Source organism: Leptolyngbya sp. UWPOB_LEPTO1 (assembly GCF_017302695.1).
GTDB lineage: Bacteria > Cyanobacteriota > Cyanobacteriia > Leptolyngbyales > Leptolyngbyaceae > Leptolyngbya > Leptolyngbya boryana.
In genome coordinates this window covers 157,164-180,933 of the sequence record NZ_JAFLCJ010000009.1, presented here as the reverse complement: position 1 = coordinate 180,933, position 23,770 = coordinate 157,164, and the positions used below count along the sequence as shown (strand labels likewise).

At 47.1% G+C, this 23,770-nt stretch carries 21 protein-coding genes; 10 read left to right on the top strand and 11 right to left on the bottom strand.

Annotation, left to right across the window (positions count from 1 at the left end; all coding sequences use genetic code 11):
* Positions 1–11: 11 nt before the first annotated feature.
* From J0L70_RS15600 to J0L70_RS15580, 5 genes are all read right to left on the bottom strand, one after another.
* Positions 12–1,181, bottom strand: a complete 1,170-nt coding sequence (locus J0L70_RS15600; protein WP_017286570.1) for a zinc-dependent alcohol dehydrogenase — start codon at positions 1,179–1,181, stop codon at positions 12–14.
* The gene (locus J0L70_RS15595; RefSeq protein WP_287455207.1) at positions 1,182–1,628 is read right to left on the bottom strand and encodes a hypothetical protein; all 447 of its coding nucleotides are present in this window, start codon (positions 1,626–1,628) and stop codon (positions 1,182–1,184) included.
* Positions 1,628–2,797, bottom strand: a complete 1,170-nt coding sequence (locus J0L70_RS15590) for a zinc-dependent alcohol dehydrogenase (RefSeq protein WP_287455206.1) — start codon at positions 2,795–2,797, stop codon at positions 1,628–1,630. The genes J0L70_RS15595 and J0L70_RS15590 overlap by 1 nt, the downstream gene beginning before the upstream one ends.
* Before the next feature lie 18 nt (positions 2,798–2,815).
* Positions 2,816–3,526 (bottom strand): SRPBCC family protein, encoded by a 711-nt coding sequence (locus tag J0L70_RS15585; protein ID WP_017286573.1) that lies wholly within the window; start codon positions 3,524–3,526, stop codon positions 2,816–2,818.
* A 70-nt stretch (positions 3,527–3,596) separates the two neighbouring features.
* Positions 3,597–4,688 (bottom strand): DJ-1/PfpI/YhbO family deglycase/protease, encoded by a 1,092-nt coding sequence (locus J0L70_RS15580; protein ID WP_287455205.1) that lies wholly within the window; start codon positions 4,686–4,688, stop codon positions 3,597–3,599.
* A gap of 190 nt (positions 4,689–4,878) precedes the next feature.
* Between J0L70_RS15580 and J0L70_RS15575 the strand changes: the two genes are divergently transcribed.
* The 3 genes from J0L70_RS15575 (at position 4,879) to J0L70_RS15565 (ending at position 8,119) form a co-directional block, all read left to right on the top strand.
* Positions 4,879–5,388: a DUF6335 family protein gene (locus J0L70_RS15575; RefSeq protein ID WP_017286576.1), complete on the top strand. Its 510-nt coding sequence runs from the start codon at positions 4,879–4,881 to the stop codon at positions 5,386–5,388.
* A 12-nt stretch (positions 5,389–5,400) separates the two neighbouring features.
* Positions 5,401–6,414 (top strand): SDR family oxidoreductase, encoded by a 1,014-nt coding sequence (locus J0L70_RS15570; protein ID WP_190653584.1) that lies wholly within the window; start codon positions 5,401–5,403, stop codon positions 6,412–6,414.
* A 67-nt stretch (positions 6,415–6,481) separates the two neighbouring features.
* A complete protein-coding gene (locus J0L70_RS15565; protein ID WP_287455204.1) occupies positions 6,482–8,119 on the top strand; it encodes a RecQ family ATP-dependent DNA helicase in 1,638 nt (545 codons plus the stop codon).
* A gap of 83 nt (positions 8,120–8,202) precedes the next feature.
* Here the strand turns inward: J0L70_RS15565 and J0L70_RS15560 are convergent, their stop codons facing one another.
* Positions 8,203–11,658, bottom strand: a complete 3,456-nt coding sequence (locus J0L70_RS15560) for a HEAT repeat domain-containing protein (RefSeq protein WP_287455203.1) — start codon at positions 11,656–11,658, stop codon at positions 8,203–8,205.
* A gap of 485 nt (positions 11,659–12,143) precedes the next feature.
* On the opposite strand from J0L70_RS15560, the gene J0L70_RS15555 reads away from it, so the two are divergent.
* Together J0L70_RS15555 and wecB are read left to right on the top strand one after the other, a co-directional pair.
* A complete protein-coding gene (locus tag J0L70_RS15555) occupies positions 12,144–12,521 on the top strand; it encodes a hypothetical protein (RefSeq protein ID WP_017286580.1) in 378 nt (125 codons plus the stop codon).
* A gap of 209 nt (positions 12,522–12,730) precedes the next feature.
* Entirely contained in the window at positions 12,731–13,846 is a 1,116-nt protein-coding gene (gene wecB / locus J0L70_RS15550; RefSeq protein WP_190653581.1) for a non-hydrolyzing UDP-N-acetylglucosamine 2-epimerase, read from the top strand.
* Between the two features lie 132 nt (positions 13,847–13,978).
* Here wecB and J0L70_RS15545 read toward each other — a convergent pair whose 3' ends face one another.
* On the bottom strand, positions 13,979–15,247 hold the full coding sequence (locus J0L70_RS15545) for an NAD(P)/FAD-dependent oxidoreductase (RefSeq protein ID WP_287455202.1): 1,269 nt from the start codon (positions 15,245–15,247) through the stop codon (positions 13,979–13,981).
* A 253-nt stretch (positions 15,248–15,500) separates the two neighbouring features.
* Here J0L70_RS15545 and J0L70_RS15540 point away from each other — a divergent pair, with 253 nt between their 5' ends.
* The 4 genes from J0L70_RS15540 (at position 15,501) to J0L70_RS15525 (ending at position 18,071) form a co-directional block, all read left to right on the top strand.
* The gene (locus J0L70_RS15540) at positions 15,501–15,719 is read left to right on the top strand and encodes a hypothetical protein (protein WP_017286583.1); all 219 of its coding nucleotides are present in this window, start codon (positions 15,501–15,503) and stop codon (positions 15,717–15,719) included.
* A 111-nt stretch (positions 15,720–15,830) separates the two neighbouring features.
* Complete coding sequence (locus J0L70_RS15535) at positions 15,831–16,073, top strand: hypothetical protein (RefSeq protein ID WP_017286584.1); 243 nt, start codon at positions 15,831–15,833, stop codon at positions 16,071–16,073.
* A 259-nt stretch (positions 16,074–16,332) separates the two neighbouring features.
* Positions 16,333–16,656, top strand: coding sequence for an Mpo1-like protein (locus tag J0L70_RS15530; RefSeq protein WP_287455201.1), 324 nt, complete (start codon positions 16,333–16,335; stop codon positions 16,654–16,656).
* 23 nt (positions 16,657–16,679) lie between these two features.
* Positions 16,680–18,071: an amidohydrolase family protein gene (locus J0L70_RS15525; RefSeq protein ID WP_287455200.1), complete on the top strand. Its 1,392-nt coding sequence runs from the start codon at positions 16,680–16,682 to the stop codon at positions 18,069–18,071.
* A gap of 58 nt (positions 18,072–18,129) precedes the next feature.
* Here J0L70_RS15525 and J0L70_RS15520 read toward each other — a convergent pair whose 3' ends face one another.
* On the bottom strand, positions 18,130–18,999 hold the full coding sequence (locus J0L70_RS15520) for a CNNM domain-containing protein (protein ID WP_017286587.1): 870 nt from the start codon (positions 18,997–18,999) through the stop codon (positions 18,130–18,132).
* 116 nt (positions 19,000–19,115) lie between these two features.
* Between J0L70_RS15520 and J0L70_RS15515 the strand changes: the two genes are divergently transcribed.
* Positions 19,116–20,915, top strand: a complete 1,800-nt coding sequence (locus J0L70_RS15515; protein ID WP_287455199.1) for a DUF3352 domain-containing protein — start codon at positions 19,116–19,118, stop codon at positions 20,913–20,915.
* A gap of 137 nt (positions 20,916–21,052) precedes the next feature.
* Here the strand turns inward: J0L70_RS15515 and J0L70_RS15510 are convergent, their stop codons facing one another.
* The 3 genes from J0L70_RS15510 to J0L70_RS15500 all read right to left on the bottom strand — a co-directional run bounded on the left by J0L70_RS15510 (position 21,053) and on the right by J0L70_RS15500 (position 23,756).
* Complete coding sequence (locus tag J0L70_RS15510) at positions 21,053–21,283, bottom strand: hypothetical protein (RefSeq protein ID WP_017286589.1); 231 nt, start codon at positions 21,281–21,283, stop codon at positions 21,053–21,055.
* Between the two features lie 27 nt (positions 21,284–21,310).
* Positions 21,311–22,474, bottom strand: coding sequence for an EamA family transporter (locus tag J0L70_RS15505; protein WP_287455198.1), 1,164 nt, complete (start codon positions 22,472–22,474; stop codon positions 21,311–21,313).
* A 79-nt stretch (positions 22,475–22,553) separates the two neighbouring features.
* Positions 22,554–23,756, bottom strand: coding sequence for an inorganic phosphate transporter (locus tag J0L70_RS15500; RefSeq protein ID WP_287455229.1), 1,203 nt, complete (start codon positions 23,754–23,756; stop codon positions 22,554–22,556).
* Positions 23,757–23,770: the final 14 nt, after the last annotated feature.

Sequence of the window (23,770 nt, the reverse complement as noted above, 5' to 3'; positions counted from 1 at the left end):
GCAGTTCGACGTTAAGGCTTCAACACAACCTTAATGCAGTTATCCTGCTTCTTCTTGAAGATCTCATAACCGTGAGGGGCTTGCTCTAAAGGTAGAGTGTGCGTCACCACAAACGACGGATCAATCTCTCCGCGTTGAATCCGATCGATTAACGGCTGAAGATATCGATGCACATGAGTTTGGCCCATCTTAAAGGTTAGCCCTTTATTAAAGGCAGCACCCATCGGCATTTTATCGATGAAGCCTCCATAGACACCCGGTACAGAAACAGTTCCACCTTTACTACAAGCAACAATGACTTGCCGCAATGCTGTAGGTCGATCGGTTTCCAATCTCACCGCTTGCTTCGCTTTATCCATCCAGTAATCAATGTTGGTTCCATGTGCTTCTAAGCCCACAGCATCAATCACTGAATCGGGGCCACGCCCGCCCGTCAGTTCTTTGACAGCTTCGCCTACATCAACTTCTTCATAGTTGAGCACTTCCGCGCCACTGTAGCGTTTTGCAAGTTCAAGTCGCTCAGGTACACGATCGATCGCAATCACTCGTTCTGCACCGAGTAGAAAAGCACTCTTAATTGCAAACTGCCCAACTGGCCCACAGCCCCAGACCGCAACAACATGACCGGGCTTGATATCACAATGCTCCGCAGCCATGTAGCCTGTCGGAAAAATATCCGTTAAGAACAAGACCTGTTCATCGGTTAGCTCAGATGGAACTTTGAAAAGTCCTGTATCTGCAAAGGGAACTCGCACATATTCTGCTTGTCCGCCTGCATATCCACCAAAGAAATGTGAATAGCCAAACAATCCAGCCGGAGAATGACCATACAACGGTTCAATCAGCCAAGCATTAGGATTCGAGTTATCGCACAGTGACCATAAATCGCGATGGCAGAATTCGCAGCTTCCACAAGCGATCGTAAACGGAACAACGACACGATCGCCAATTTTCAGATTCTTTACCGAAGGCCCAACTTCAACAATCTCACCCATGAATTCATGACCGAGAATATCGCCCGACTGCATTGTTGGAATGAAACCATCATAGATATGCAGGTCAGAACCACAAATTGCTGTTGAAGTAATTTTGACGATCGCATCTCTGGGATTAAGAATTTTCGGATCAGGCACGTTATCGACTCGAACATCAAGCGCGCCATGCCAGCAAAGTGCTTTCATCTATTTTTCCTCAGTAAAGACTTGGGTTTGGCGATTACGTTGATAAGAACCTGGCTCTTCTCTCACCAAGGTTTTGCCGTTCGACTCGCCGATTTCTTCGCGTTTGCCCAGAAACTTTTTCGTGGAAGGTGGAAGAGGCTCATCTAGATTGAGCTTTTCTTTCACATTCTCAACTGCGCCTTTTAGTTTGTCTTGAGTTTTCGCGATCGGATCTTGAGCCGTATGAATCTTGTTTTCGCCGTCAAATTTATACTGTTGGCGAACTTCTGCTGTTGAATCTGCTTCTCGGAGCTTTTCTGCTGCTTCCATCATGCTGCCAGAATCGCGAATTACACCTTTTGCTTCTCCAGGCGTAATAGCAGCGTGAGCAGGAATATTCGAGAAGCCGACGAAGAGAATAAGACTAAGAACGATCGTAGAAAAGAATTTTTGAAGTAATTTCATCATTATGGTTTGAGGAGAACTTTGATGCACTTATCGGTTTTATGCTTGAACATTTCGTAAGCTTGCTTTGCTTCAGTCAGCGGCATGTGATGTGAAAACACAAAGGCTGGATCAATCTCACCTTTGAGAACATGATCAATCAGCTTCGGCATGTAGCGCTGTCCATGCATCTGACCCATTTTGAACGTCAGACCTTTATTAAAAGCAGCACCCATCGGCATCTTATCGACAAAGCCAGCATAGACACCCATCACCGAAATCACGCCGCCCTTCTTACAAGCCACAATCATTTGCCGCAGAACGTGAGGTCGATCAGTTTCAAGCCGAACACTCTGTTTTACTTCGTCATAGAAACCCATGACTCCAGTTCCATGTGACTCAAGTCCGACAGCATCGATACAAGCATCGGGGCCACGTCCACCTGTCATTTCTTTGAGCGCATCTCCCGCATCAACTTCTTCATAGTTGATGACTTCTGCATTACACTGTGTTTTCGCCATCAGTAACCGTTCTGGAAAGCGATCGATAGCGATTACTTTTTCTGCTCCTAGTAAATAGGCGCTCTTAATCGCAAACAATCCAACTGGCCCACAGCCCCAGACCGCAACGACATCTCCAGGCTTAATGTCACACATATCTGCGCCCATATATCCCGTGGGGAAGGCATCAGAAATCGGTAAAGCCTGCTCGTCGGTCATGCCATCCGGTACTTTGATACAGCCATGATCGGCGAAGGGAATCCGAACATACTGCGCTTGTGAGCCAGCATAGCCACCGAACAGATGCGAATAGCCAAAAATTCCCGCAGTTCCAAACCCAAAGATTGGCTCTTGTAAAGCACCATTGGGATTTGAGTTATCGCACAATGACCATTGGTGATGGCTGCAATAGTGACATTGACCACAGCCAATAATCGAAGAAACAACAACGCGATCGCCTTTTTTCAATTTTCTGACTTCGCGTCCCGTCTCGACAATTTCCCCCATAAATTCATGCCCGATAATGTCTCCGGGCTGCATGGAGGGAATATAGCCATCATAGATATGCAGATCTGAGCCGCAAATCGTGGTGGCTGTAACTTTGAGAATGGCATCTCTGGGGTTCAAAAGTGTGGGATCAGGCACATTATCGACACGAACATCGTTCGCACCATGCCAACAGACTGCTTTCATAATTGACTCTTTGATAAATTAACCATGACAGCGAGGCTGCCCTTCCGTCGTTGCAATTTCTCCAGCTTCCATCAATTGCTTGAAGCGGCGAAGTTCGTCTCCAATCTGCTGTTCTGGTTCTTCACCAAACAGTTTTGCGATCGCAGCGCTGACTCTTCCCCCAGGGATGTCATATTCCAGCACGACTTTGACTTCGGTTCCGCGATCGCCCGGAGCAGGACTAAACCGCACAAACCCTGAATTATTGACTTCTGCGTTTTCGGCTGATGCCCAAGCAATTAAATGATTCGGTTCGTCTTTGATAATGTCTGCATCCCATTCAACGGATTGTCCTAATGGAGCATTAGCAATCCAATGCGATCGCGTTCCATCCGTGACTGTCACCGACTTCACATGCTTCATGAATGTCGGTAGGTTCTCGAAATTATGCCAGTAGTTGTAAAGTTCTTCGGCTGATTTTCTAATCGTGACGGTCTTTTCAACTTTCAGCGATTGATTGATACCCACTGCATCGGACACTTTGTCGGTCAGACTTTTCTCAGCCGTAGCACCGTGGTAAGCAAGACTTCCACCTGCGATCGCAGTTAAAACTCCTCTTAGCGATCGCTGTTGCAAGCCAAACAGCACCATCGCGCTTCCTCCGACGATCGATGCCCACTTTTCGGTATCAGTTAGAGACTGGGGCTGCGTTTCTGAGGAATTGATAATTTTGTTTGATTCAGTTTCCATAATTCATCCTGTTTGAAAACCTGTTTGAAAAAGCGGAACTCGGAATTTCCTCCGAGTTCCAAGCCTGTATTTACGCACCTGTTGCAGCAGGACGACTGGATGGCATCGGAGATTGAGGAGTTCGTTCGCCCAATCGATCCTTGTAAAGATTGGCAATCCGAGATTCATCCCGCGCCAAAGTAATTTCCATCTGATCAAAAATCTCGACTGTTGCCGGATCAGTGATTTTATTCCGCAGATTGTAGGTATCGACGACTCCGGTTTGGATATCGCCGAGCGCGCGTCGCAGAATCTCTACATCCGTTTGATTGTTTTGGAAAAAGGACTTAATGCTTGCATAGACATTACTCACATTTGCCGTAAGAGAAGGCTGCTCACCCAAGACAGATAATCTTGCTTCTAATTGTTGAACATGCTGCTGCTTATGCTGGCAAACCTCCTGGAATACTTCTTTCATGGCATCATCTACGGCATTATCCAAATAGTGCTGGAATGCTTCTAATCCATATTTTTCGCCGGAGAGTGCAGTATTAATCGCCTGAACAATCTCGCTCTTGCTAGAACCACCCCAATCTTCGCCGAGTTTCCACCAGCCTGCATCCATATCGCCCACAGGCGGCAAGGTTGTATCAGGAATACTCAATCCCAAGTGCTGTAAGATGGCTGTGACAAAAATCGGCAGATCTCCCGGACGACGCGAGGTAATCAAGTTGTCATCGATCACCAAAGGCTCATCTACAAATTCTGCGCCTGCATTCTGCATATCTTTGCGAATGGCTCGAAATCCAGTCGCACGAACGCCTTTCAGCATGTCACCTTCAATCAACACTTGCGGCCCGTGACAGACTGAAGCAACTAAAACACCATTCTCCAGTGCATCTTCTACGAACTGTACGGTCTTCAGGTTTGTTCGCATCTTGTCAGGAGCTTGTCCTCCCGGCACAATGACCGCATCAAAATCCGTGGCAATCGCTTCTGTTGTCGTTGCGTCTGCTTTGATTGTCAGCTTGCCTTGCTTGCCCTTGTATTCTTCATTGATGCGCGATCCGAGCACCACCACTTCAGCCCCTGCTTTTTTCAGAGCAGTGTAGGGAAGTTGAAACTCTGAATCCTCTACTCCCTGCTCAATTAAGATCGCGACTCGCTTCGATCCTTCAGTCATCACCATATCTCCCAGTGTCCCAATGCTCTCCTAGCGTAAGAGGGGAGTATCGATCGCTCCTCGCTCTGATGACAGAAGCAAAGCTCTTACTTTTGATGGATCAACAAACTTTCTATTTGCTGAGTTGCAGAAGTCCTCAAATTCGTTACCTTGCAAAAGTGCGATGCTTTCTAAGACGGAGAACACAATCATGACCTACAGCAAAGATTCAGCATTTCCAAATCCGACTGATCTCGATGATTTAGAAGCGTCGCTCAATGACCTCGGCGGCGAAGTAGAAGACGATGATTTAGATGATTTGGAAGACGAGCAGGACTTCGGAGACATTCCGCAAGAGTATACAGAGTCTTATGGCACTGGAGTTGAAGAACTACCCGGATACAACATAGGCGGTCGGACGATGATGGCTCGTCGTCACGAACTTCATGAAGCTTCGCCTGATTTGACCGGGGGAGACATTGATGCAAACTACGAGCAAGCTAATGCCGTTGGGGATGAATCTGTTGGCGGCACAGCAATGACTCCGGATATGGATATTGTCGATGATCTCGGTCGAGCCGTTGGACTAGAAATGGATGACCGGAACTTTCTGCATACCAATGAGATTTTAGAAAATCGCGATGATCGCCGCTGGGAACTTGAACCGCGTTCCTCTGAAGATTACGACGATCGACGAATGACAGAAGACGAACTTGAATAAAGTGATAAAAGCATGAATTTAAAGCCGATTAGTCAACAAGTTGTCACGATTATGGGTGCATCGAGTGGCATTGGTCGCGATGCAGCCTTAAAGTTTGCAGAGCAGGGTGCAAAGGTTGTTGTCTCTGCTCGGAGCCAAGAAGGCTTAGCAACGTTGGTCGAAGCAATCTATCAGCAAGGTGGAGAAGCGATCGCGGTTCCAGCCGATACAGCCGATTTTGATCAAGTAAAAGCCGTTGCAGATAAGACCGTTGAACGATTTGGGCGGATTGATACTTGGGTACATGCCGCAGCAACGAGTGTGTTTGCGACGTTCGATCGCATTTCTCCTGAGGAGTTCAAGCGAGTCATTGATGTTAATTTGACTGGGCAAGCGTATGGAGCAATGGCTGCTTTACCTCATTTAAAAGCCGCTAAAGGTGGATCGCTGATTCATATTACGTCGATGGAAGCTCGGCGATCGCTACCTTACCAAAGTCCTTACTCTGCTTCTAAACATGGCACAGCAGGCTTTCTTGATGCCCTCCGCATTGAGTTGAAGCATCAAGGATATAACAACATCAATGTTGCGAACATTCTACCTTCGGTGATTAACACACCGTTCTACAACAAAGGGAAAACTAAGCTCGGTGTAAAGCCGACGGGATTGCCGCCTTACTATAATCCGAGTCTCGTCACAGATGCGATTCTCTATGCTGCTGAACATCCAGTCCGCGACTACATTGTTGGAGATGTGGGACGATTGCTCGATTTAGCACAACGGATTTCGCCAAGCTTAGTCGATGCGATTCTGCTCGCGATTAGCTTTGACGGGCAGCGAACCTCAGACGAGAAGGGTGAAGAACCGAATAATCTGTTCGAGCCGATGCAAGGATACGATCGCGTAGAAGGCGATTTCAAACAGCTTGAAGTACCGAGTGTGAGCGATGTAATCACTAAACATCCGGCTGCAATGTTCAGCACAATCGCGCTTGCAGCTTTAGGTGGATTGTCGCTCTTACTATCTGGTGCAAGTGATAAGCACTAAGTCGAGATTCTCAAGGCTCTGAGTTCTTGCAAATCTCAGAGCCTTCACCCCACGATCGCAGTTTGAAATGCCTAAGAAAAAGACTGTTTCCATTCAAGAATTAGCAGAAACTCATCTCGGTTATGAAGACCTCCGCCCTGGACAAGAAGCTGCGATCGCATCAATCTTAGACCATCGTGACACCTTGGCAGTCATGCCAACAGGCTCAGGTAAATCGGCAATCTACCAACTTGCTGCCGCGCAAATTCCGGGTTCAACGATCGTCATTTCCCCGCTCTTAGCTCTACAACGCGATCAAGTTGAATCGATCTCTCAGGATGACGTTGATGTTGGTCATGCTGCTGTTCTGAACTCGACAATCTCAGCAAGTCAGCGTTCTACGATTCTCGATCGCTGGAGACAAGGCGACCTCGAATTCCTCTTTCTTGCTCCAGAACAGTTCAATAATCTGGATACGATCGAGCTTCTTCAAGCTGCAAAACCTTCTTTATTCGTTGTGGATGAAGCGCATTGCATTAGTCAATGGGGACATGATTTTCGTCCTGATTATCTCCGGTTAGGAACCGTGATCGATGCAGTGGGACATCCGCCTATTCTGGCACTGACAGCAACCGCTTCTCCACCTGTGCGTGAGGAAATCATGCAGCGATTAGGCATGAACAATCCGCGCGTGATTGTTCGAGGCTTCAATCGACCCAATTTAAAGCTCTGTGTGAAGCGATACGAGAAAGATGACGATGAAAAGCGATCGGCATTTCTTCACCATGTACAAAAGCTGCAAAAGCCTGGAATTGTCTACGTAGCAACTCGAAAAATGACTGAGCAGCTTACCGCAGAATTAAACGAGGCTGGAGTTTCTGCGATCGCATATCATGCAGGACTCAAAGCCAAAGAGCGCGAACAGGCTCAAACTGCATTCATGAGCGATGAAGTAGAAGTAATCATTGCGACAACAGCTTTTGGCATGGGAATCGATAAGCCGAATGTTCGGTTTGTCTTGCACTACAACATCAGTGACTCGATCGATGCTTACTATCAAGAGATTGGACGAGCCGGACGAGATGGAAAACCTGCAGAAGCGATTCTGTTTTACACACCCGATGACTTAAATCTGCGAAAATTCTTCTCTGGCAGTGGCAAGCTTGATTCAGAAAAGATTGTAGAAGTTGCCCAAACGATTCAAGCTCAACCTGAGCCGATTCATCCCAAAGATTTGAAAGAAGTCGTCAACCTCTCACAAACTAAACTCAAAGCAGCATTGTCACAGCTAGAAGGAGTTGGGATCGTTGAATCACTACCAACAGGTGAAGTCGTTGCAAGTGATGTTTCTGAGCTAGAGCAAGCAGCAGAAGCAGTTATCGAAGCTCAGGAACGAAAGATCCAAGTCGAGCGATCGCGCTTAGAAATGATGCGAGGTTATGCTGAAGTGCGAGAGTGCCGACGCAACTACTTACTCAACTACTTTGGCGAACACAAAGACGATCACTGTGGCATCTGTGATAACTGTAGACGAGGAATTTCTGAGCCACAGTGCGATCGCAGACAGCCTTATGCACTCAATAGCGATGTAATCCATCGATCTTGGGGTAAAGGGATAGTCATGCGATACGAAGGCGACAAGATTGTGATTTTATTCGATCAAGTTGGATACAAAACCCTAAGTTTAGATGCCGCAGCATTCAGAGGATTGCTCAGTCGGGTATAGTGTTATGCCCCTATCTGTATACCCCTATCTGATTGATTGTCGTGAACAACAAATCTCTCTTGCTTAGTACGAATTTACCTCTTTTAGTTGCGATCGTTACTCTGCTGCATTCCTCCCAATGCAGAAACAATCACCCCTGCTTCACCACTAATCCGCCAAAGTGTCCGGCTCGCCTCTTTACTGACTAGCTCATATTCGCCTCGAAACGCTTCAATCAAAGACGGAATTGCAGATTTTGCTTCAGGTCCAATACAGCCCAGCGCATAAGCCGCCACCCATCGAACTTGCCAATCCTCATCCTTAAGCGCCGCAATCAGGGCTGGAATTGCAGGTTTTGCGGCAGAATTGAAGCTTGCTAGCACCCAGGCTGCACTACTCCGGACAAAGGGTGTCTTGGCATCCAGCGCACTCACTAAAGCAGGAATGGCACTGACCCCCAACTTCCCTAACGTCGCGATCGCCTCTGTGCAGACCCGTCGATCTTCATCACGCAATCGCTCAACTAAGGCAGGAATAGCCGTTCGCGCTTCTGGACCAATATTCCCGATCGCACGGGCGACTTCTCGTCGGACAGACCAATCACGATCCTGAAACTCTCGAATCAAAGCCGGAAGCACATCTTTTGAAGCAGCTCCTAATTCGCCCAATTCGCGAATTGCCTCAATGCGATCGACAGTATCTCCAGTCGAAAGCATCGGGGTTAAGCGTCTCATGCGCTGGTCAATTTGGGATTTTCTCAGTACCTCAGCACTCAAGCCCACTCTTTGACCTAATTGCTCCAACACAGAATCAGGCACATCAATCTCAGCACTGCGAGTTAAGCAACAATCTCGCATTGCCATGAGAAAACCCTGAATCGTATCAGGCGAACCCGGCATCGCATCAGCTTGTATCAACCAGTTGTCCCAAGCAGATCGATCGTCTTGATAAAGCTCAACCAGATGCAACGCTGCTAGACATTCTGCAAGTGGATCAAGCGCGAAACAAATTTGATCTTGAGCAGGCCCGATCGCTTGGACAATTCGCAGCCGTCTTTCTAAATGCTTTAGTCTAATTTTAACTTCGTCTTCCTCTGCTTTAGTCTTGGCTTTGAGTGCTTCAAGAATGGCTTCACGCTTTGCTGGTGCAGGACGGTAATAGTGCTTTAAACACTCCCAAGCAATGATTTTGGCATCTTCATGCACCATGAGATTGTCAGGCTCATCTTCGGCAGTATCTCGATTGAGTTCATTCAAATAGCTCAACATCAAGTCTGGAATATTATCTGGCAACGTATCTTCACTGCCGTCTTTTTTAGCAATCATTTGCTCAGCGTAAAGCTTTGCCAGTAGCACGGTAATATTGCGCTGGCCGACCATCTTCGAGAGTTGGCTACACGCATCAAAGTACTCTGGATCAGTGAAAAGCTCCCGCTTGCTGCGCTGATTCAGATAAGCTTCGAGGAAAGATGACAGACGATTGCCTTCAATCCGAAGCGGCTTCACCGTTGTTTTGGGAACTTCATCTAACGTTTCTTCAACTCGCGAAGTCACAATCAAAGCATTCGCTGGAAAATCAGGGTGCCCAGGACGAATCTGCTGACGGGTTTCTTCGCTCAGTTCAGACAATCGATCGACAATCACCAAAATCCGTCTCTGCCGCAGCAATTTTTCCAAAAATTCATCACTAATCGGCTCAGCCGCATCAATTAGAGCTTGCAGCTGCCCTCGAATCGCTTCTCGGAACGGATTCTTATCCTCTGGTAATTTGAAGTCTAACTCTTGCTCAAGCAATACAGGCAACATCCGATGACGGCTCAACCGCTCTAGCTTATTGTCCGACATCGACCATTTAGCAAGATGGCAAGCCAAGCTCGTTTTACCAATGCCCCCTTCACCCCAAATCAGTAAACACTGCCGACCATCCCAGAACGTGGTGTGCAGATCCTCACTACACAGTTCTGCGATCGCATTGCCATCCATGACCACTGGAATCGGAATATAGACTTTACGATCATTGACCGTATTCTTGTGCGCAAAGGCTTCGCGGGCAACTTCAATTTGCTGCCCGACCCAAGCATCTAGGACTCTCGGATGATAGTGAAACCAACCGACAAATAAGACAAATCTCAGCGGGATTTTGATACTGCCACCTGTCGGACTTGGAATCTCAAAATCCGTGTAGGGCTGAAGGACATTGTTCAACTTCAGGAGCCAGATCGGACGAATGAGCAGCACTATCAGCCAGAGAGACGGCATCGCCAGTAGATAGGCTACAATTCCTGCGGTTGCTGGATTCGCTTGTGCCCACTCCCAGGTTTGCTCAAACAAACGCGAGTCTTTCTCATTTTTCAGCGATTTCAGCGATCGACGAACCGAATTCGTCACATCCTCATTAAAAGACGCTTGCGGATCTTCCAGAATTGGGAGTGCCGTCTCTAGCGTGCTGTAAGCCGCACTCAGTTCGTCAGCAGAGAGTTTGGCTGCTCTATCTTGTAAAGCTCCAGCCAGCCGACCCACGGCAAAGGCTGAATTGACTCGAACTCCTACATTTTCATCTTTCAAAGCATTCACTAATTCAGGTAATGCCGATCGCGCTTCTAACCCAATCCGTCCTAAGGCAGTTGCAGCGCTCGCTCGCACATCTTTATCGAAATCTTTGAGTAATCTTGTCAAGTCAGGAACCGCGGGTTGTGACTGACTTCCAATCCGTCCTAAGGCCGATGCGGCAAATGATCGCGTATTGCGATCCGGGTTTTGTAATGCCCGAGCTAATTGCGGAACTGCTTCAGCCGCATAGCCTTCTAATGTTCCTAGCGTTGTCGCGGTTGCAACTCGAATTTCAGAATCCGGATCTGCAAGCAGTTGCGCCAAGATCGGCACCGCAGGTTTTGCGTCTTGTCCTAACTTACTTAATGCAATGACTGCCGCTTTTTTAAATTCACGCTCCTGTGAGCTCAAAGTATCCATCAAAGCTGCGATCGCGGGTTTGGCTTGCGAGCCTGCCGCTGCGATCGCATCAACCGCCTTGACTCGCACCTTCAAATTCGGATCTGCAAGTGCACTAATCAAATCTGTGATGGCGAGACTGGCTTCAGTCCCTGCATTCGTTAATGCCTGAGCCGCCGCAATTTTAATTTCAGTATCTTTATCCTTGAGGGCAGTAACTTGAGCAGCAACCGCTTCTTTTCCAGGATTTTCAATCTTTGTAAATGCATCGAGTGCCGCTAGCCGAATCGCTTTTGGGCTAGCACTGACTAAATTACTCAAGACCGGAATCGCTGAGCGCGCATTCAACTCACCCAAGGCTACGATCGCAAAAATTCGGTTTTTCTGCGGCTCTTTCTCATCTCTCGCGAGCTGAATCAGCGTTTTGATGGCAGGATTGCCCTGTCGTTTCAGCGCAGCAATTGCAGATTGAGACTGCGTTTCTGCTGCCAGTTTCCGAACACCTGCTGGACTCGTTTGAGCGAGTCCAGCCCGAGGGATCAGCACACTCGTGAGACACAGCAGTGTGACTTGGCTAGCGAGAAAAACGATTTTGCGGGTGTGCGATGCCATAGAAAAAGCCTGCAAACGAGGATGAGTCGTGTGCAGGGCTACGATTCGGATTTGAATGCGTAAGTGTCATGATGGTGAGTTTTACAGAAATAACCTCCGTAAAATTCCATGTCTTCAAAAACGATGCAGCCCTGACTGCGTAATAGTTCCCATCAAGATTACGCAAATAACGTCGATCGTGGGGTTGACAGTGGCAGATTTCTTATGGCAAAACAGAGTGAGGGAAGATAAGTATTTATCCTCAGTGGAAATCCCAGTGACAATGCGAACCCAGATTCAGTGATCTCACTCAATCGTTGTCATAGATTCACTACAAATTTAAACTTTCTTTAACTACTATTCACTATTTCTAATCTTTTCCATATACTACTTTCATGAGCAAAGCGCGGTTGCTGAAACCGCCAGTCAGACGAGTTTCTCGTTTTCATATCCTCGTACAAGTTTTCGCACTATCAAATAAACCTCTATACTCTGGGAGTAAAGTTATGACCTTGGCTAACAGTCAAAGCCCTGAAACTTCTGCTGTCTTGTTTACACTGAAAAGCTTCTCGGTTTGGGTTTTCACGCTGACTGTCTGCATGATTGTGATTGGCTTCCCAGTCTTTGTTTTAGTTGTCTCAGTGAGCGCACTCGCGGCGTTTGTCTTGGACACGATTTTGCCATTTAGCTCGATCTTATTTGTTTCAATTAGCGTTCTGGGTGTGCACGCAGTTGGCGTAATGCTGGCTGCTGCTTGGCTGACCTCAAAAGGCATCCATCCCCAAGAAGTTGATTTCTTACGGTGGTTAAGCGGCAACGAAAACCCTCTGCATACTTCTGTGTATGCTTCTTGCCCCTTGACCTGCAACCTGACTGAAGAGTAAGGGTGCGTTGTTAATCATCATTCGGTGAACTGGTCTGACTCCCCCGACTTCGGTCGGGCTTTTTTATGAGAATATGCTTTACATTTCTTAATTATATTGAGAAGGTTGATCCCGATTTATGATGATTGGGCGATCGAGCGAACTCCGGATTTCTACGGAAAAAGCAGAAAACGGGATCGTGTGCTGTTGAAATTATTAAACGAGTCGTGATGTTAAAGTTGCCAATTCCAGTTTGTCTGATTGTGGGAACCCGTCCTGAAGCGATTAAGATGGCTCCGGTGATTCAGGCGTTTCAGCGATCGAGCTTGTTCGAGACTCAGATTGTGCTAACCGGGCAACATCGCGAGATGGTTGATCAGGTGATGAATTTTTTTGAACTGTCGCCGCAGCATGATTTAGCGATTATGCAGCCGAAGCAAAGCTTAACGGATATTACGTGTTGGGCGCTGCGAGGATTAGAGGAATTATTTCAGAAGCTTCAACCCCGCATGGTTTTGGTACAAGGCGATACAACGACTGCATTTGCAGCAGCGTTAGCAGCGTTTTATCAAAAAATTCCGGTCGGACATGTCGAAGCAGGACTACGAACCGAGAATGTGTTTAATCCGTATCCAGAAGAAGCAAATCGACGATTAGTTTCCCAGATTACGCAACTTCACTTTGCGCCGACTTCGCTTTCGGTAGAAAATCTACAGAAATCAGGCGTTCTGGGAGAAATTCATCAGACGGGAAATACTGTGATTGATGCGTTGTTAACAGTTGCGAATCGTCAACCTGCTTGTGAGATTCCGGGACTGGATTGGTCGAAGTATCGAACGATCCTGGCAACTGTGCATCGGCGCGAGAATTGGGGGCAACCGATCGAAGACATCGCTCAAGGATTTTTGAAGGTCTTGAATCAGTTTGAAGATACAGCTTTGTTGTTACCCTTGCATCGCAATCCGACCGTGCGAGAACCCTTGACCGCAATCTTGGGAGATCACCCGCGCGTCTTTTTAACAGAGCCATTGGATTACACCGAACTCGTCGGCGCAATGCAGCGATGTTATCTATTGCTAACGGATTCAGGCGGAATTCAAGAAGAAGCGCCGAGCCTGGGTAAGCCCGTGTTGGTGCTGCGAGAAACGACAGAGCGACCAGAAGCAGTGATGGCGGGAACCGCAAAATTGATTGGAACAAATCCCGATCGTATTTTGCAGGAAGCTGGAACGTTATTGAGTGATGCAAGTGCGTATCAAACGATGGCGAATGCAGTCAGTCCGTTCGGAGATGGACTGGCATCAGAACGGATTGTCCAGATTGTTGAACGGTATTTGAATGCGTAGCAAGCCCTAAATCTAATGGGGAGATAGGGGGAAGATCTGAAATCATGGTTGCTTCTCCCCATCTCCCCATCAATTTTTTGAATCAGCGATCGCGACTCGATCGCTGATTCAACGTCGAAACGCTCCAATCTATCAGACAAATGAGCGAATAATTTCTCCTTCGTGCTGTTTGCCTTTCAACATGCGATTCCAATAAACCCAGGGCAGCACATGTCGCTTGAGAATCCACATACTGTAGCGTTCCTGAGTCGGATCGAGTGGAAAACTCGGCTCTGGCTTACCGTCATAGTCAAACTCTGCCAAAATCGTTTTGCCAAATCCAGTAATCAAGGGACAACAGCTATAGCCGTTGTAATTTCCTTCTAAGGGTCGCTTCTGCAAATGACTGAGTAGATTTTGTACGAGTACAGGCGCTTCTTTACGAATGGCAGCAGCCGTTTTCGAGGTCGGCAACGAAGAAGCATCGCCGAGACTAAACACATTGGGATAGCGCTGATGCTGCAACGTGTGTTTATGCACATCTACCCAACCTCCCGGCGCAGAGACAGCCAGCGGACTATTTTTGATAAAGTCCGGAGCGCTCATCGGTGGAGCCACATGCAGAATCTCATAGGGCATTACGATCGTTTCAGTCCCCGCATCGGTGGTGACTTCAAAAACGGCTTCCTTCGCCTCACCCCGAATTTCCTTGAGATTATGTTTCGTTTTCAGCTGAATTCCTTTGCGTTCGACGACTTGCATTAAAGGAGAAACAAATGTTTCGATCGCAAAAATCTTAGGACCCGCTGTGCAGTAAAGCAGATTCGATTTTTCTCGGACTCCATTGCGGCGAAAAATCTCGTCCGCCAAGTACATAATTTTTTGAGGCGCACCCGCACATTTAATCGGCGTTGCAGGAAAGGTAAATAAGACATTCCCTCCCTTAAAGTTATTCAGCAATTCCCAAGTGTAGTTTGCGCCTGCGATCGCATAGTTACTACACACGCCATTTTTACCCAATGCTTCTTCTAATCCTGGAATTGCCTTCCAGTTCAGTTGAATACCAGGACAGACGACCAACGCTTCGTAGGATACAGTTTTGCCATCGCGGGTTCGCAACTGATTTTGTTCAGGATCAAAAGATTCAGCCGCGTCTTGCAGCCATTTCACACCGTTCGGAATGCAATTTTGCTCAGGCTGCACGGTGTCTTCATAGGAATAGCAGCCTGCGCCAACCATTGTCCAAGCAGGCTGATAATAATGCTGAGAGGATGGCTCAATAATCAGAACATCTAGGGCTGCATCCTGAGCGATTAATTGTGCAGCAACCGTAATTCCGGCAGCCCCTCCTCCGACAATGACAATCTGATGCTGTAGGGATTGAGACGTTGAAAATGTTGAATCGGTGGATGTGGCAGTCATAGATACAGACTTGTAATCGATGAATTTGAGAATTCGAGGCTGCCGTCATTGTCTCGCAAAAACCTAGCCTGTTCTGAATTTTAAGAGGAATTTTACAATGCTTTGCTTTTGGCAGTGCTAAAAAACTACGCCATTTTGGCTACATAAATAGCAAGATATGCCCTATTTCTAAATTCAAACCGATACCTTATACATAACAGCTTCAAATCAAAGTTGTTAACCACAAAAACATTCAACCCAAACGGAGAACATCATGATTATCAATGAATTGACCTATCAAGAAATCGCAGTTGAAGCAAACGAACTCGAAGGTGGACTTGATCTTTCGATCACTGGTAACTACTACAAACAAGAGCTTTCGGCTATGCAATCGGGCACAACGTCTGGCCCTCTTGGTACAGCATCGTTCGCTAATGCTCAACACGTGAAAATCAACTCAGGTGGTTTTAGCATGATCGCATTGGGTGCATAAGTTTAGAAAACCGATTTTTTTCTAAGCTACTCTTCTCTTGAAGTTCGACATAAATCGCGTATTTAATACTTCTTGAATGCGCGATTTTTATTCTTTTTGTAGGAGCCATTTATGATTATTTCTGATCTCAATTTTGAAGAAACTCCACCTGCCAGTGAAGATCTTCAAGGCGGCGCAGATTGGGCAGCGACCTTGACTGCTTTTAATCAATTTTTATCCATGATCCAAACAGGCGCAGTTTCAGGACCCAATGGGAGTTCAGCCTTTGCAAATATTGGTCGATCGTATACTTCGACACTGGGTTTCAGTACGATCGGACTCGGTATCAACAATCCCAATTTTTGGCAGCTATAAATTTCGGACAACACAACAAAAAGCATTTGCATCAATGTGCCAATCTCGAAGTCACCTAGGTTGGCACATTTATATTTGAAAAAACGCGATGCCGAATCGTTGGCACACTCACAAATTCTAAATTTTAGCTAAAGTTTTTGTTACTTTATTTTTCTATAAATTACAAATTTAGACTGCCGCGTTACGAATGCTTGAGCGGTTATTGCCCTCCAGATGCTTATGTTATCGTTCGGAAAACCGTGTCCAATAGGAGGGACTCATGAACGATTTCATGAGCTACTACCGTGAAGCAAAGACTCATTTCATTGCATCTCACCAACACCCTATTAATCAAAAACTTCATCACTTAACTAATGCGTTAGCGATCTCCGCTGTGATTTTTTTATTCATTGACTGGCGATGGACACTTGTGTGTCTTGTTCTGACTCAGGTTTTTGCTTTGGGCGGTCATGCCGTGTTTGAAAAAAATCACCCCGCCTTTGTGAAATATCCTGGCATTACCATCCTCGCTTCATTGTCTTGGTCATTTGATCATTGGTTTGGATTTCGAGAAATTTTTCAACGTTTCAACGCTCATTCATAACATTCATTTTGGAGTAATCATTTATGTATAACGGCATATTGGTCATCGATGCCGATGCTCATAAACTTGAAAATCCGCTTGTGATTCGCGATTATATTGAACCTGAATATCGCGATCGTGTGACATTAATTGTTGATAATCTCGGCGATCAACGGATGCGCATCGTCGATTTCAATCCGGCAACCGGAAAAAATGATTTGGTGCGGCTGTTCCCGCAACCTCAAGGACTCGGAAAAGGTGGATTCCGGAATCTGCATCCCGAAACGACGTTGGGTGCTGTGTTTAATCGCACGCGACTTGAGCACATGGATCAAGAAGGGGTCGATGTTCAAGTCATTTATGGCACTTGGAATCTCAGTTTTGGCAGTTATCTCGATCGAGATTTAGCCGTCGCGCTTTGCAAAGCCTACAACAACTACATTGCCGAGGATTGTAAGGGCTACGATAACCGCTTGAAAGCGATCGGCGTTTTACCGATTCAAGATGTGCAAGAGTCGGTGAAAGAGATGCATCGCTGCGTCGAGGAATTAGGCTTAATTGGGGTTGCAGTGCCTCCAAATATTGCCATTCCCCATCCAAAAGCGCCGGAAGCGTTTCCCGAAGTTCGGACTTGCAAAACAATTTCACATCCTGACTTTGAGCCGATTATCCAAGCTGCGGTTGAACTCGATATTGCCTTGGGCATTCATGGCGGGCCTGGGTCTTACATGGTGGGCGGACTCTCGGATCACACCGAAACTTTCGTGTTGAGCCATATTTTCGTGCAGCGAAACCAGCAACAGTTAGCACTGGCTCGAATGGTTTTTGACGGTGTGTTTGAGCGCTATCCAACCTTGAGAGTTGGCTTCCTAGAAGGCGGATGCGGTTGGCTGCCCGATTTGGCGCATTCTTTCCATGAACATTGGGAAAAACGGATTCGGGACTTTGATCCGAAGCATCCCTATCGTCCTTCCGCACTTGAGTTTACGAAGCTGATGATTCAAGAGCAAGGGGCGCACAATAGCAGCAGCATTGTGACCCAAGCGAAGAACTTATTCGATCTACTGTGGACGAAGCAGCACGATCCCACCAAGATCAATGATGCTAGCTTGTACGAACACTTTGAGCTGAAACATCGCGATCCGATGGAGTACTTCGAGCGTGGTCAAATCTTTACGTCGTTTGAGTCTGACGATCCGGCTCCGGCTTATCTCCCTGCCGCGATGGGCGAGATGGGTAAACGGCTCGCTTGCTTCTCGGGTGACTACGGTCATTGGGATGGCGTACTGCGAGACTGCGTGAAATCGGCAGCTGAAGTGACGAACTACGATCGTGATCACCTCAAACTCTTACTGAGCGGCAATGCTTTAGCTCTGTATGGCGATCGCTTGAGAAATTCTCTGCCACAAAGAAGCCTCGCAGGCGCGATCGCATAGCCTCTTAGACCTCCGATTAGAACTCCGAGTCTTGACAGACTCGGAGTTTTTGCACGTTTTAAGAGCGCGTAGCTAGTTCTTTCTCACCAATTTCAGCGATCAAAGGACTCGTCACGCGCCGAAGTAAAATCTTCTCGACCTGATTTTCTACCACCCGCGTTGCTTCCAGTTCTAGCTCTCCCCACTGAAGGCGATCACCTGTTGTGGGAACCCGTGCTAAATGATGCACCATGAATCCCGCGATCGTCCGATAAGCATCACTTGCAGATAAGCCTAAATCAAATTGCTCATTCAGTTGGCTCACCTCCACCGTCCCAGCGAGCAAGATCGAGTGAGCGTCTTTCGGAACGAGCGCATCCTGATGATTTTCTTTCTGAGTAATCCGCCCCGTTAACAATCGAACGGTTCCATTCAGAATCACGAGCGCTGGAAAGAAGAGATAAAAGCAAAATTGCAGCGGACGAATCAGAAACAGTGCTGTTCTTTCTGGCGCATGAGCCGCTAATACTTTTGGAACCAGTTCACCCAGTACGATTTCGACATACGTAACAATCAGAAATGCGATCGCAGTTGCAATCGTATGCGTCGTGATCATCGCAGGCAAATGCGCGATCGGGAGTAGCGCAATCCACGGTTCGATCCAATGCACGGTCGCCCCTTCCCCCAACCAACCCAAAACCAGACTACCCGCCGTTGTCCCCGTCTGCGTTACCGATAAATATTGCCCTAAATTGTTTTGGGCATATTGAACTTGCTGTGCTGCACGATTGCCTTGCTGCGCTAAATGATCGATTTCGCCTTTTGCAGCCGATACGATCGCGAGTTCTGCCGCCACGAAGAAGGCAACCGCTAGCACAAACAGCAGCAATACTAGCAAACGGAGAAGTGTCTCAGCCGTTTCAATTTCAAATGTCTCTAAAGTCGTCAAATCACCGCTCCCGTACGCTTTTTGGGAATTCTATTTGTGTAAAGATTACTGAAGTTTCTCAGTAATTTCATCCTCATCGCGAGGATCTAAATTAATCGCAATATTCACGTGAACTCATGTTGCTAAAACGATCTGCGCTCTCAACCCTGGCTGTATTGAGTCTAGCCAGTTTCTCAGATTTGTCGGTTCGTCCTGCTCAAGCGGTGACTGCGCCGACTCCTGTCGTTGCCCCCCTGACTCAGCCAACCCGGCTCTCTCTCTCGACAATTCTCCCGTCTGAAACACTCGGAGTCGTACTCGTCAACACGCAAGATGATCGCTGGCAAGAATTAAGCCAGTTTCAGTTGTTCCCCGACGGATTTGCATTTCCAGGCAGTCTGCTCTATCCCACTGAAAAAGATGCAAGTTTCGAGAAAGATATTAAACCCTGGCTAGGCGAGCAGTTTGGAGTTGCCTTTCTTTCAGCGAAAAGCATCGTGACGATTTCCGATGTGAAAGACCCGGCAGCTTTGGCGCAATATGTCGATCGTGTTAAAAAAAGCCGCAAGAAAGCCCCGAAAGAAGCGCAGTATAAAGGCGTGACGATCCTGGAGTTTGAAGCAGAAAAAATACCGATTCAAGCTGAGCCTAAAGCGACTGTCAAGAAACCTCAGCCTGATGCACCTGACCCTGATTCAGAAGACTCAAGTTTCGTTCCGACTCAACCCAAATTTGCGATCGCGGTTCTTCCCAATCATTTTGTCAGTTCAACTTCAACGGAAGCGATTCAAGAACTGCTCGATGCACAAGGCAAGCTGAGTGAAAATCCTAAGTTTCAAAAATTTCAGCAAAACCCGAAAGCGCTTAAATCGATCGTGACGCTCTATGGCGAGTATGGCAAATTTCTCAAAGCGTTTACTCAACTCAATCAACAGCAGATTGAAGAACTGACCAAGAAAAATCCCAACCTACCTGTGCCACCCGTGCTCGATCCGAGTTTACTGGATCCATTGGCAAAGTTTTATGACACCGCCGAAGGCTTTGTCTGGGCAGAATCCACAGGATTACGCGCGCAATTTGCCGTGAATTTGACTCAATCTGTTCCAGAGAATTTGTTAACTCCGTTGACCACTCGCAATCAGATTCTCAGTCGCCTGCCAGAAGTCAATTACATGATGTCCAATAGCCAGAATTTAGCGCTGTATTGGCAAGCATTGACGCTAGGACTAGAATCGCAGCCATCCTGGAAGAAAAACTTGGAACAAAGCCGGAAGTGGATGCAGGATTTCATTGGCGTGGACGATCGCGATATTTTCCCTTGGATGAATGGAGAGTACGCGATATTTGCTTATCCGACTCGCCAAGGATTTATTCCCTCGATTTCGCCAGGGTTAGACATTGCCTTCGGCATGATGGTGCAAACAGACGATCGCGCTGCCGCCGAAGCGGGATTAAAGAAATTCCAGGAGTTTGTCACCCCTCGTTTAGGGCAAGCGCTCGTCCATCAATCTACCCTGGCAGGTCAACCTGTCACGAGTTTTGGATCCATTGAGAAAGGTCGATCGCTGAATTTCTTAAGTCATGGTTGGACAGATGAGCAGACTTTAGTGATGTTATTTGGAGGCGGATCAATGAGCGAGTTTAGCCCGACACCGACTCGGACTCTACCGCAATCTGCCAACTTTAAATCTGCGATCGCACCCTTCCCCGATGCGAATTTAGGCTATTTCTATGTCAATCAAGGCGCATTCATGAGCTTTTTGAACACTGCGGCGTTTCCGATGATATTCGGTGCATCGAGGTCAAGCAATCCATTTGCCACGCAGCTTCAAGATAGCTTGAGTAGCATTCGGAGCATTAGCGGTGCGAGTTCGATCAAAGACAATCAAGTGCAATTTGAAGGTTTTCTTTCACTTGCATCGCGATTAAATCGCTAAGTTGAGCGATCGCGCTACATTTCGACTTTGCTCAACCCTCTAGATCCGAGGTCTTCACAGGTTGAGCAGAGTCGAAATTCAAATTCCATGAAAGATAGAGAACAATTCGCTTCTCTCTCATCTCCAATTTGCGAATATTAGAGCGAAGTCATCTTAATTCCCATCACACCCCAGGCCCGAAAAAATTGCCGATACAATTCCTGCCCTGCCTCAGTGAGATCTCCATCTTCGCCAATCTCACCACCCACAATGAAAGTTCCACGATCGCTTTCAAAACAAAGTCGTTGCACTCCAGACTCATCAGTCTGAATTCGCAACGACCCATTCGCTAAAACTTGCCCAGATCCACTTGAAACCGCAAATCGCATCACATTATTTGAGTAACACCTTTCCCATTATGCAGATTTTGCGGTCTTTCTCATCCGCTCAAAGCTCAGAGCAGTGACCCCGATCGTCACAAGCAAAATTCCAGCAATTTGTACCCAATCTAACTTAGTACGGATGATCACAGCGGCTAGCAACGCCGTTAACACAGGACCACTCGATGCGATGATCGAAGCTTGTGCCGCCCCCATATAGCGCACCCCGAAATTGTTCGAGAGGTATCCGACGAGAGTGAACGCCCCCAAGACTAGACCTCCTATGAATAATCCAGGTCTGCCCGTCGCTGAAACTGCAACCCCTAATTGAAGTGGTAAGGATAGACTCACACTCGTACAAACGAGCACCGTGAGAAATTGCACCACACTGACGGGAACCGGATGCACTTTGCGAAATCCAAGCTGCATCAAAATTAAATACAGCGCGAATGCCGCTCCGGAGAATATGGCAAAAAACACGCCTCCGCCCAGTTTTGCGACCATTAAACTGGGAATAGCTGTCAAAATTACACCCAACAAAATCAATCCCATCACGACAACCCGCAGACGAGTTGGTCGATCGTTAAACAACCACCAAGCGAGGGGAACCGTGAGCAGCGGATACATAAATAGAATCGTGACCGCAGCACCTGGCCCAATTTGTGCGATCGCAATATAAATCAGAACTTGTGACAAAAACAGAAAAATACCGCTGCCGATAATGTGCCAAAGCGGACGACGATCGCGCTTCAGCAGGACTTTCTGAAGATCTTGCCAAACCGGAGGGTAAAGAAATCCCGCAATGCCAATCATCAAAGGCACGACCACCAGCATTCGCATCCAGAGAATCAATAACGAATTCCCGATTGTCGGCTGGATAAAGCCACCCGCGGAAAATAGACCAAATAATCGAATCGGTTGCCCGATCGTGATGCGGACAATCACGTTATGAATCGACAGCGCAAAAGTCGAAAGCAAAACGAGCCAAAGCCCCAACCTTAATTTTGATACTTTAGGTTTTTGGGGCTTGAGAGAAAGCTGAGATTGAGACCGTAACTCTTCAACCTCTTTCCTCAACTGCGCATTCACCTCGCGCAGTTCCGTAATTTCCCGCCGATCGGTGCTTGCACCAGATGTAGCAGAAATCTCTTCATTTTGATTCGGTGGGCGCGAATCACCCCATGATTGCTCTTGCTCCATCGGTCTTCACCCTTGACATCCGGCTGTAGATAACTTCACAACCTATAGTGCCCAGTGAAGAGTTGATAAACTCTATTGTCTAAAATTCAATGAAAGTTGTACGCAAAATCAAAAATAAAATTCCGCTGAGCACAGCAGCAATGGGAATCGTCACAAACCAAGTTAAACCGATCGATCTCAGAGTTTGAAACTGAATGCTTTTCATGCCTTGAACAAATCCCACTCCAACAACACCGCCCACTAGAGCGTGAGAAGTCGAAACCGGAAATCCCATACGAGAGGCAATCAATATTGTGGTTGCTGTTGCGAGTTCTGCACAAAGTCCGCCGCTAGGCTGCAAAGGAATTATTCCTTCTCCAATCGTTGAAATCACTTTTTTGCCTAAGACGGCTAACCCTGCAACGATGCCAACTCCACCGAGTATCAAACTCCAAACTGGAATCTGGAAGTCTTCTAACGGCAAGTTTCCAGTTTGCAGAATGTAGACGATCGCGGCAAAGGGTGCGATCGCGTTGCCAACATCATTTGAGCCATGAGCAAACGCGACAAAGCAGGCACTGACCACTTGAAATTTAGCGATCGTCGCTTCTACGGTCTGTAAATTTTGGAATCCATAAACGGATAACGTTCCGATTCCAATGACTCCAAGCATGAGTGAAATAGATGGAATCGGTAAATGAATAATAGTTTGAATCGGTTTGGCGATCGTCGGAAAGACAATCACACCGAAAACGCTAATCAATACGGCACTGAGCCAGGGAATCCATTCTTCGAGTTGATGAGGTTGATCGAGAATCCATTGTTTGATCAAACTGTAAAAAACAGCCGCGATCGTGCCACTCACTAAGGGAGTGATCACCCAAGTGAGAGAAATAAGACCGATCGTGCTCCAATTGACAGCAGTTTTGCCGAACGCGAGATAGCCAACGCCTGCGATCGCGCCGACAGTTGCATGAGAAGACGACACGGGAAATCCAAACACTGTGGCAATATTCAACCAAACTCCTGCGGCGATTAAGACCGAAATCATCCCAATCAGCAAGATTTGGGGCGTGAATTGGGCGGGATTGATGATGCCTGTAACGAGTTTCTGAGAAACAGTTTGACCAAGCAAGACTGCGCCCGTGAATTCTAGAGTTCCTGCAATGATTAAGGCCTGTTTGAGCGTGACAGCTTTAGAACCCACCGAGGTTCCCATCGAATTTGCAACATCATTCGCGCCCAGATTCCATGCCAGATAGAATGCTAGAAGACTCGTAATGAGCAAGACAATCTGATCCATTTCCACGTCAATTT

Excerpts from the sequence above, each read along its gene's own strand:
- J0L70_RS15600 (WP_017286570.1), bottom strand. The coding sequence starts at position 1,181 with ATGAAAGCACTTTGCTGGCATGGCGCGCTTGATGTTCGAGTCGATAAC.
- J0L70_RS15595 (WP_287455207.1), bottom strand. The coding sequence starts at position 1,628 with ATGATGAAATTACTTCAAAAATTCTTTTCTACGATCGTTCTTAGTCTT.
- J0L70_RS15590 (WP_287455206.1), bottom strand. The coding sequence starts at position 2,797 with ATGAAAGCAGTCTGTTGGCATGGTGCGAACGATGTTCGTGTCGATAAT.
- J0L70_RS15585 (WP_017286573.1), bottom strand. The coding sequence starts at position 3,526 with ATGGAAACTGAATCAAACAAAATTATCAATTCCTCAGAAACGCAGCCC.
- J0L70_RS15580 (WP_287455205.1), bottom strand. The coding sequence starts at position 4,688 with ATGACTGAAGGATCGAAGCGAGTCGCGATCTTAATTGAGCAGGGAGTA.
- J0L70_RS15575 (WP_017286576.1), top strand. The coding sequence starts at position 4,879 with ATGACCTACAGCAAAGATTCAGCATTTCCAAATCCGACTGATCTCGAT.
- J0L70_RS15570 (WP_190653584.1), top strand. The coding sequence starts at position 5,401 with ATGAATTTAAAGCCGATTAGTCAACAAGTTGTCACGATTATGGGTGCA.
- J0L70_RS15565 (WP_287455204.1), top strand. The coding sequence starts at position 6,482 with ATGCCTAAGAAAAAGACTGTTTCCATTCAAGAATTAGCAGAAACTCAT.
- J0L70_RS15560 (WP_287455203.1), bottom strand. The coding sequence starts at position 11,658 with ATGGCATCGCACACCCGCAAAATCGTTTTTCTCGCTAGCCAAGTCACA.
- J0L70_RS15555 (WP_017286580.1), top strand. The coding sequence starts at position 12,144 with ATGACCTTGGCTAACAGTCAAAGCCCTGAAACTTCTGCTGTCTTGTTT.
- wecB (WP_190653581.1), top strand. The coding sequence starts at position 12,731 with ATGTTAAAGTTGCCAATTCCAGTTTGTCTGATTGTGGGAACCCGTCCT.
- J0L70_RS15545 (WP_287455202.1), bottom strand. The coding sequence starts at position 15,247 with ATGACTGCCACATCCACCGATTCAACATTTTCAACGTCTCAATCCCTA.
- J0L70_RS15540 (WP_017286583.1), top strand. The coding sequence starts at position 15,501 with ATGATTATCAATGAATTGACCTATCAAGAAATCGCAGTTGAAGCAAAC.
- J0L70_RS15535 (WP_017286584.1), top strand. The coding sequence starts at position 15,831 with ATGATTATTTCTGATCTCAATTTTGAAGAAACTCCACCTGCCAGTGAA.
- J0L70_RS15530 (WP_287455201.1), top strand. The coding sequence starts at position 16,333 with ATGAACGATTTCATGAGCTACTACCGTGAAGCAAAGACTCATTTCATT.
- J0L70_RS15525 (WP_287455200.1), top strand. The coding sequence starts at position 16,680 with ATGTATAACGGCATATTGGTCATCGATGCCGATGCTCATAAACTTGAA.
- J0L70_RS15515 (WP_287455199.1), top strand. The coding sequence starts at position 19,116 with ATGTTGCTAAAACGATCTGCGCTCTCAACCCTGGCTGTATTGAGTCTA.
- J0L70_RS15510 (WP_017286589.1), bottom strand. The coding sequence starts at position 21,283 with ATGCGATTTGCGGTTTCAAGTGGATCTGGGCAAGTTTTAGCGAATGGG.
- J0L70_RS15505 (WP_287455198.1), bottom strand. The coding sequence starts at position 22,474 with ATGGAGCAAGAGCAATCATGGGGTGATTCGCGCCCACCGAATCAAAAT.
- J0L70_RS15500 (WP_287455229.1), bottom strand. The coding sequence starts at position 23,756 with ATGGATCAGATTGTCTTGCTCATTACGAGTCTTCTAGCATTCTATCTG.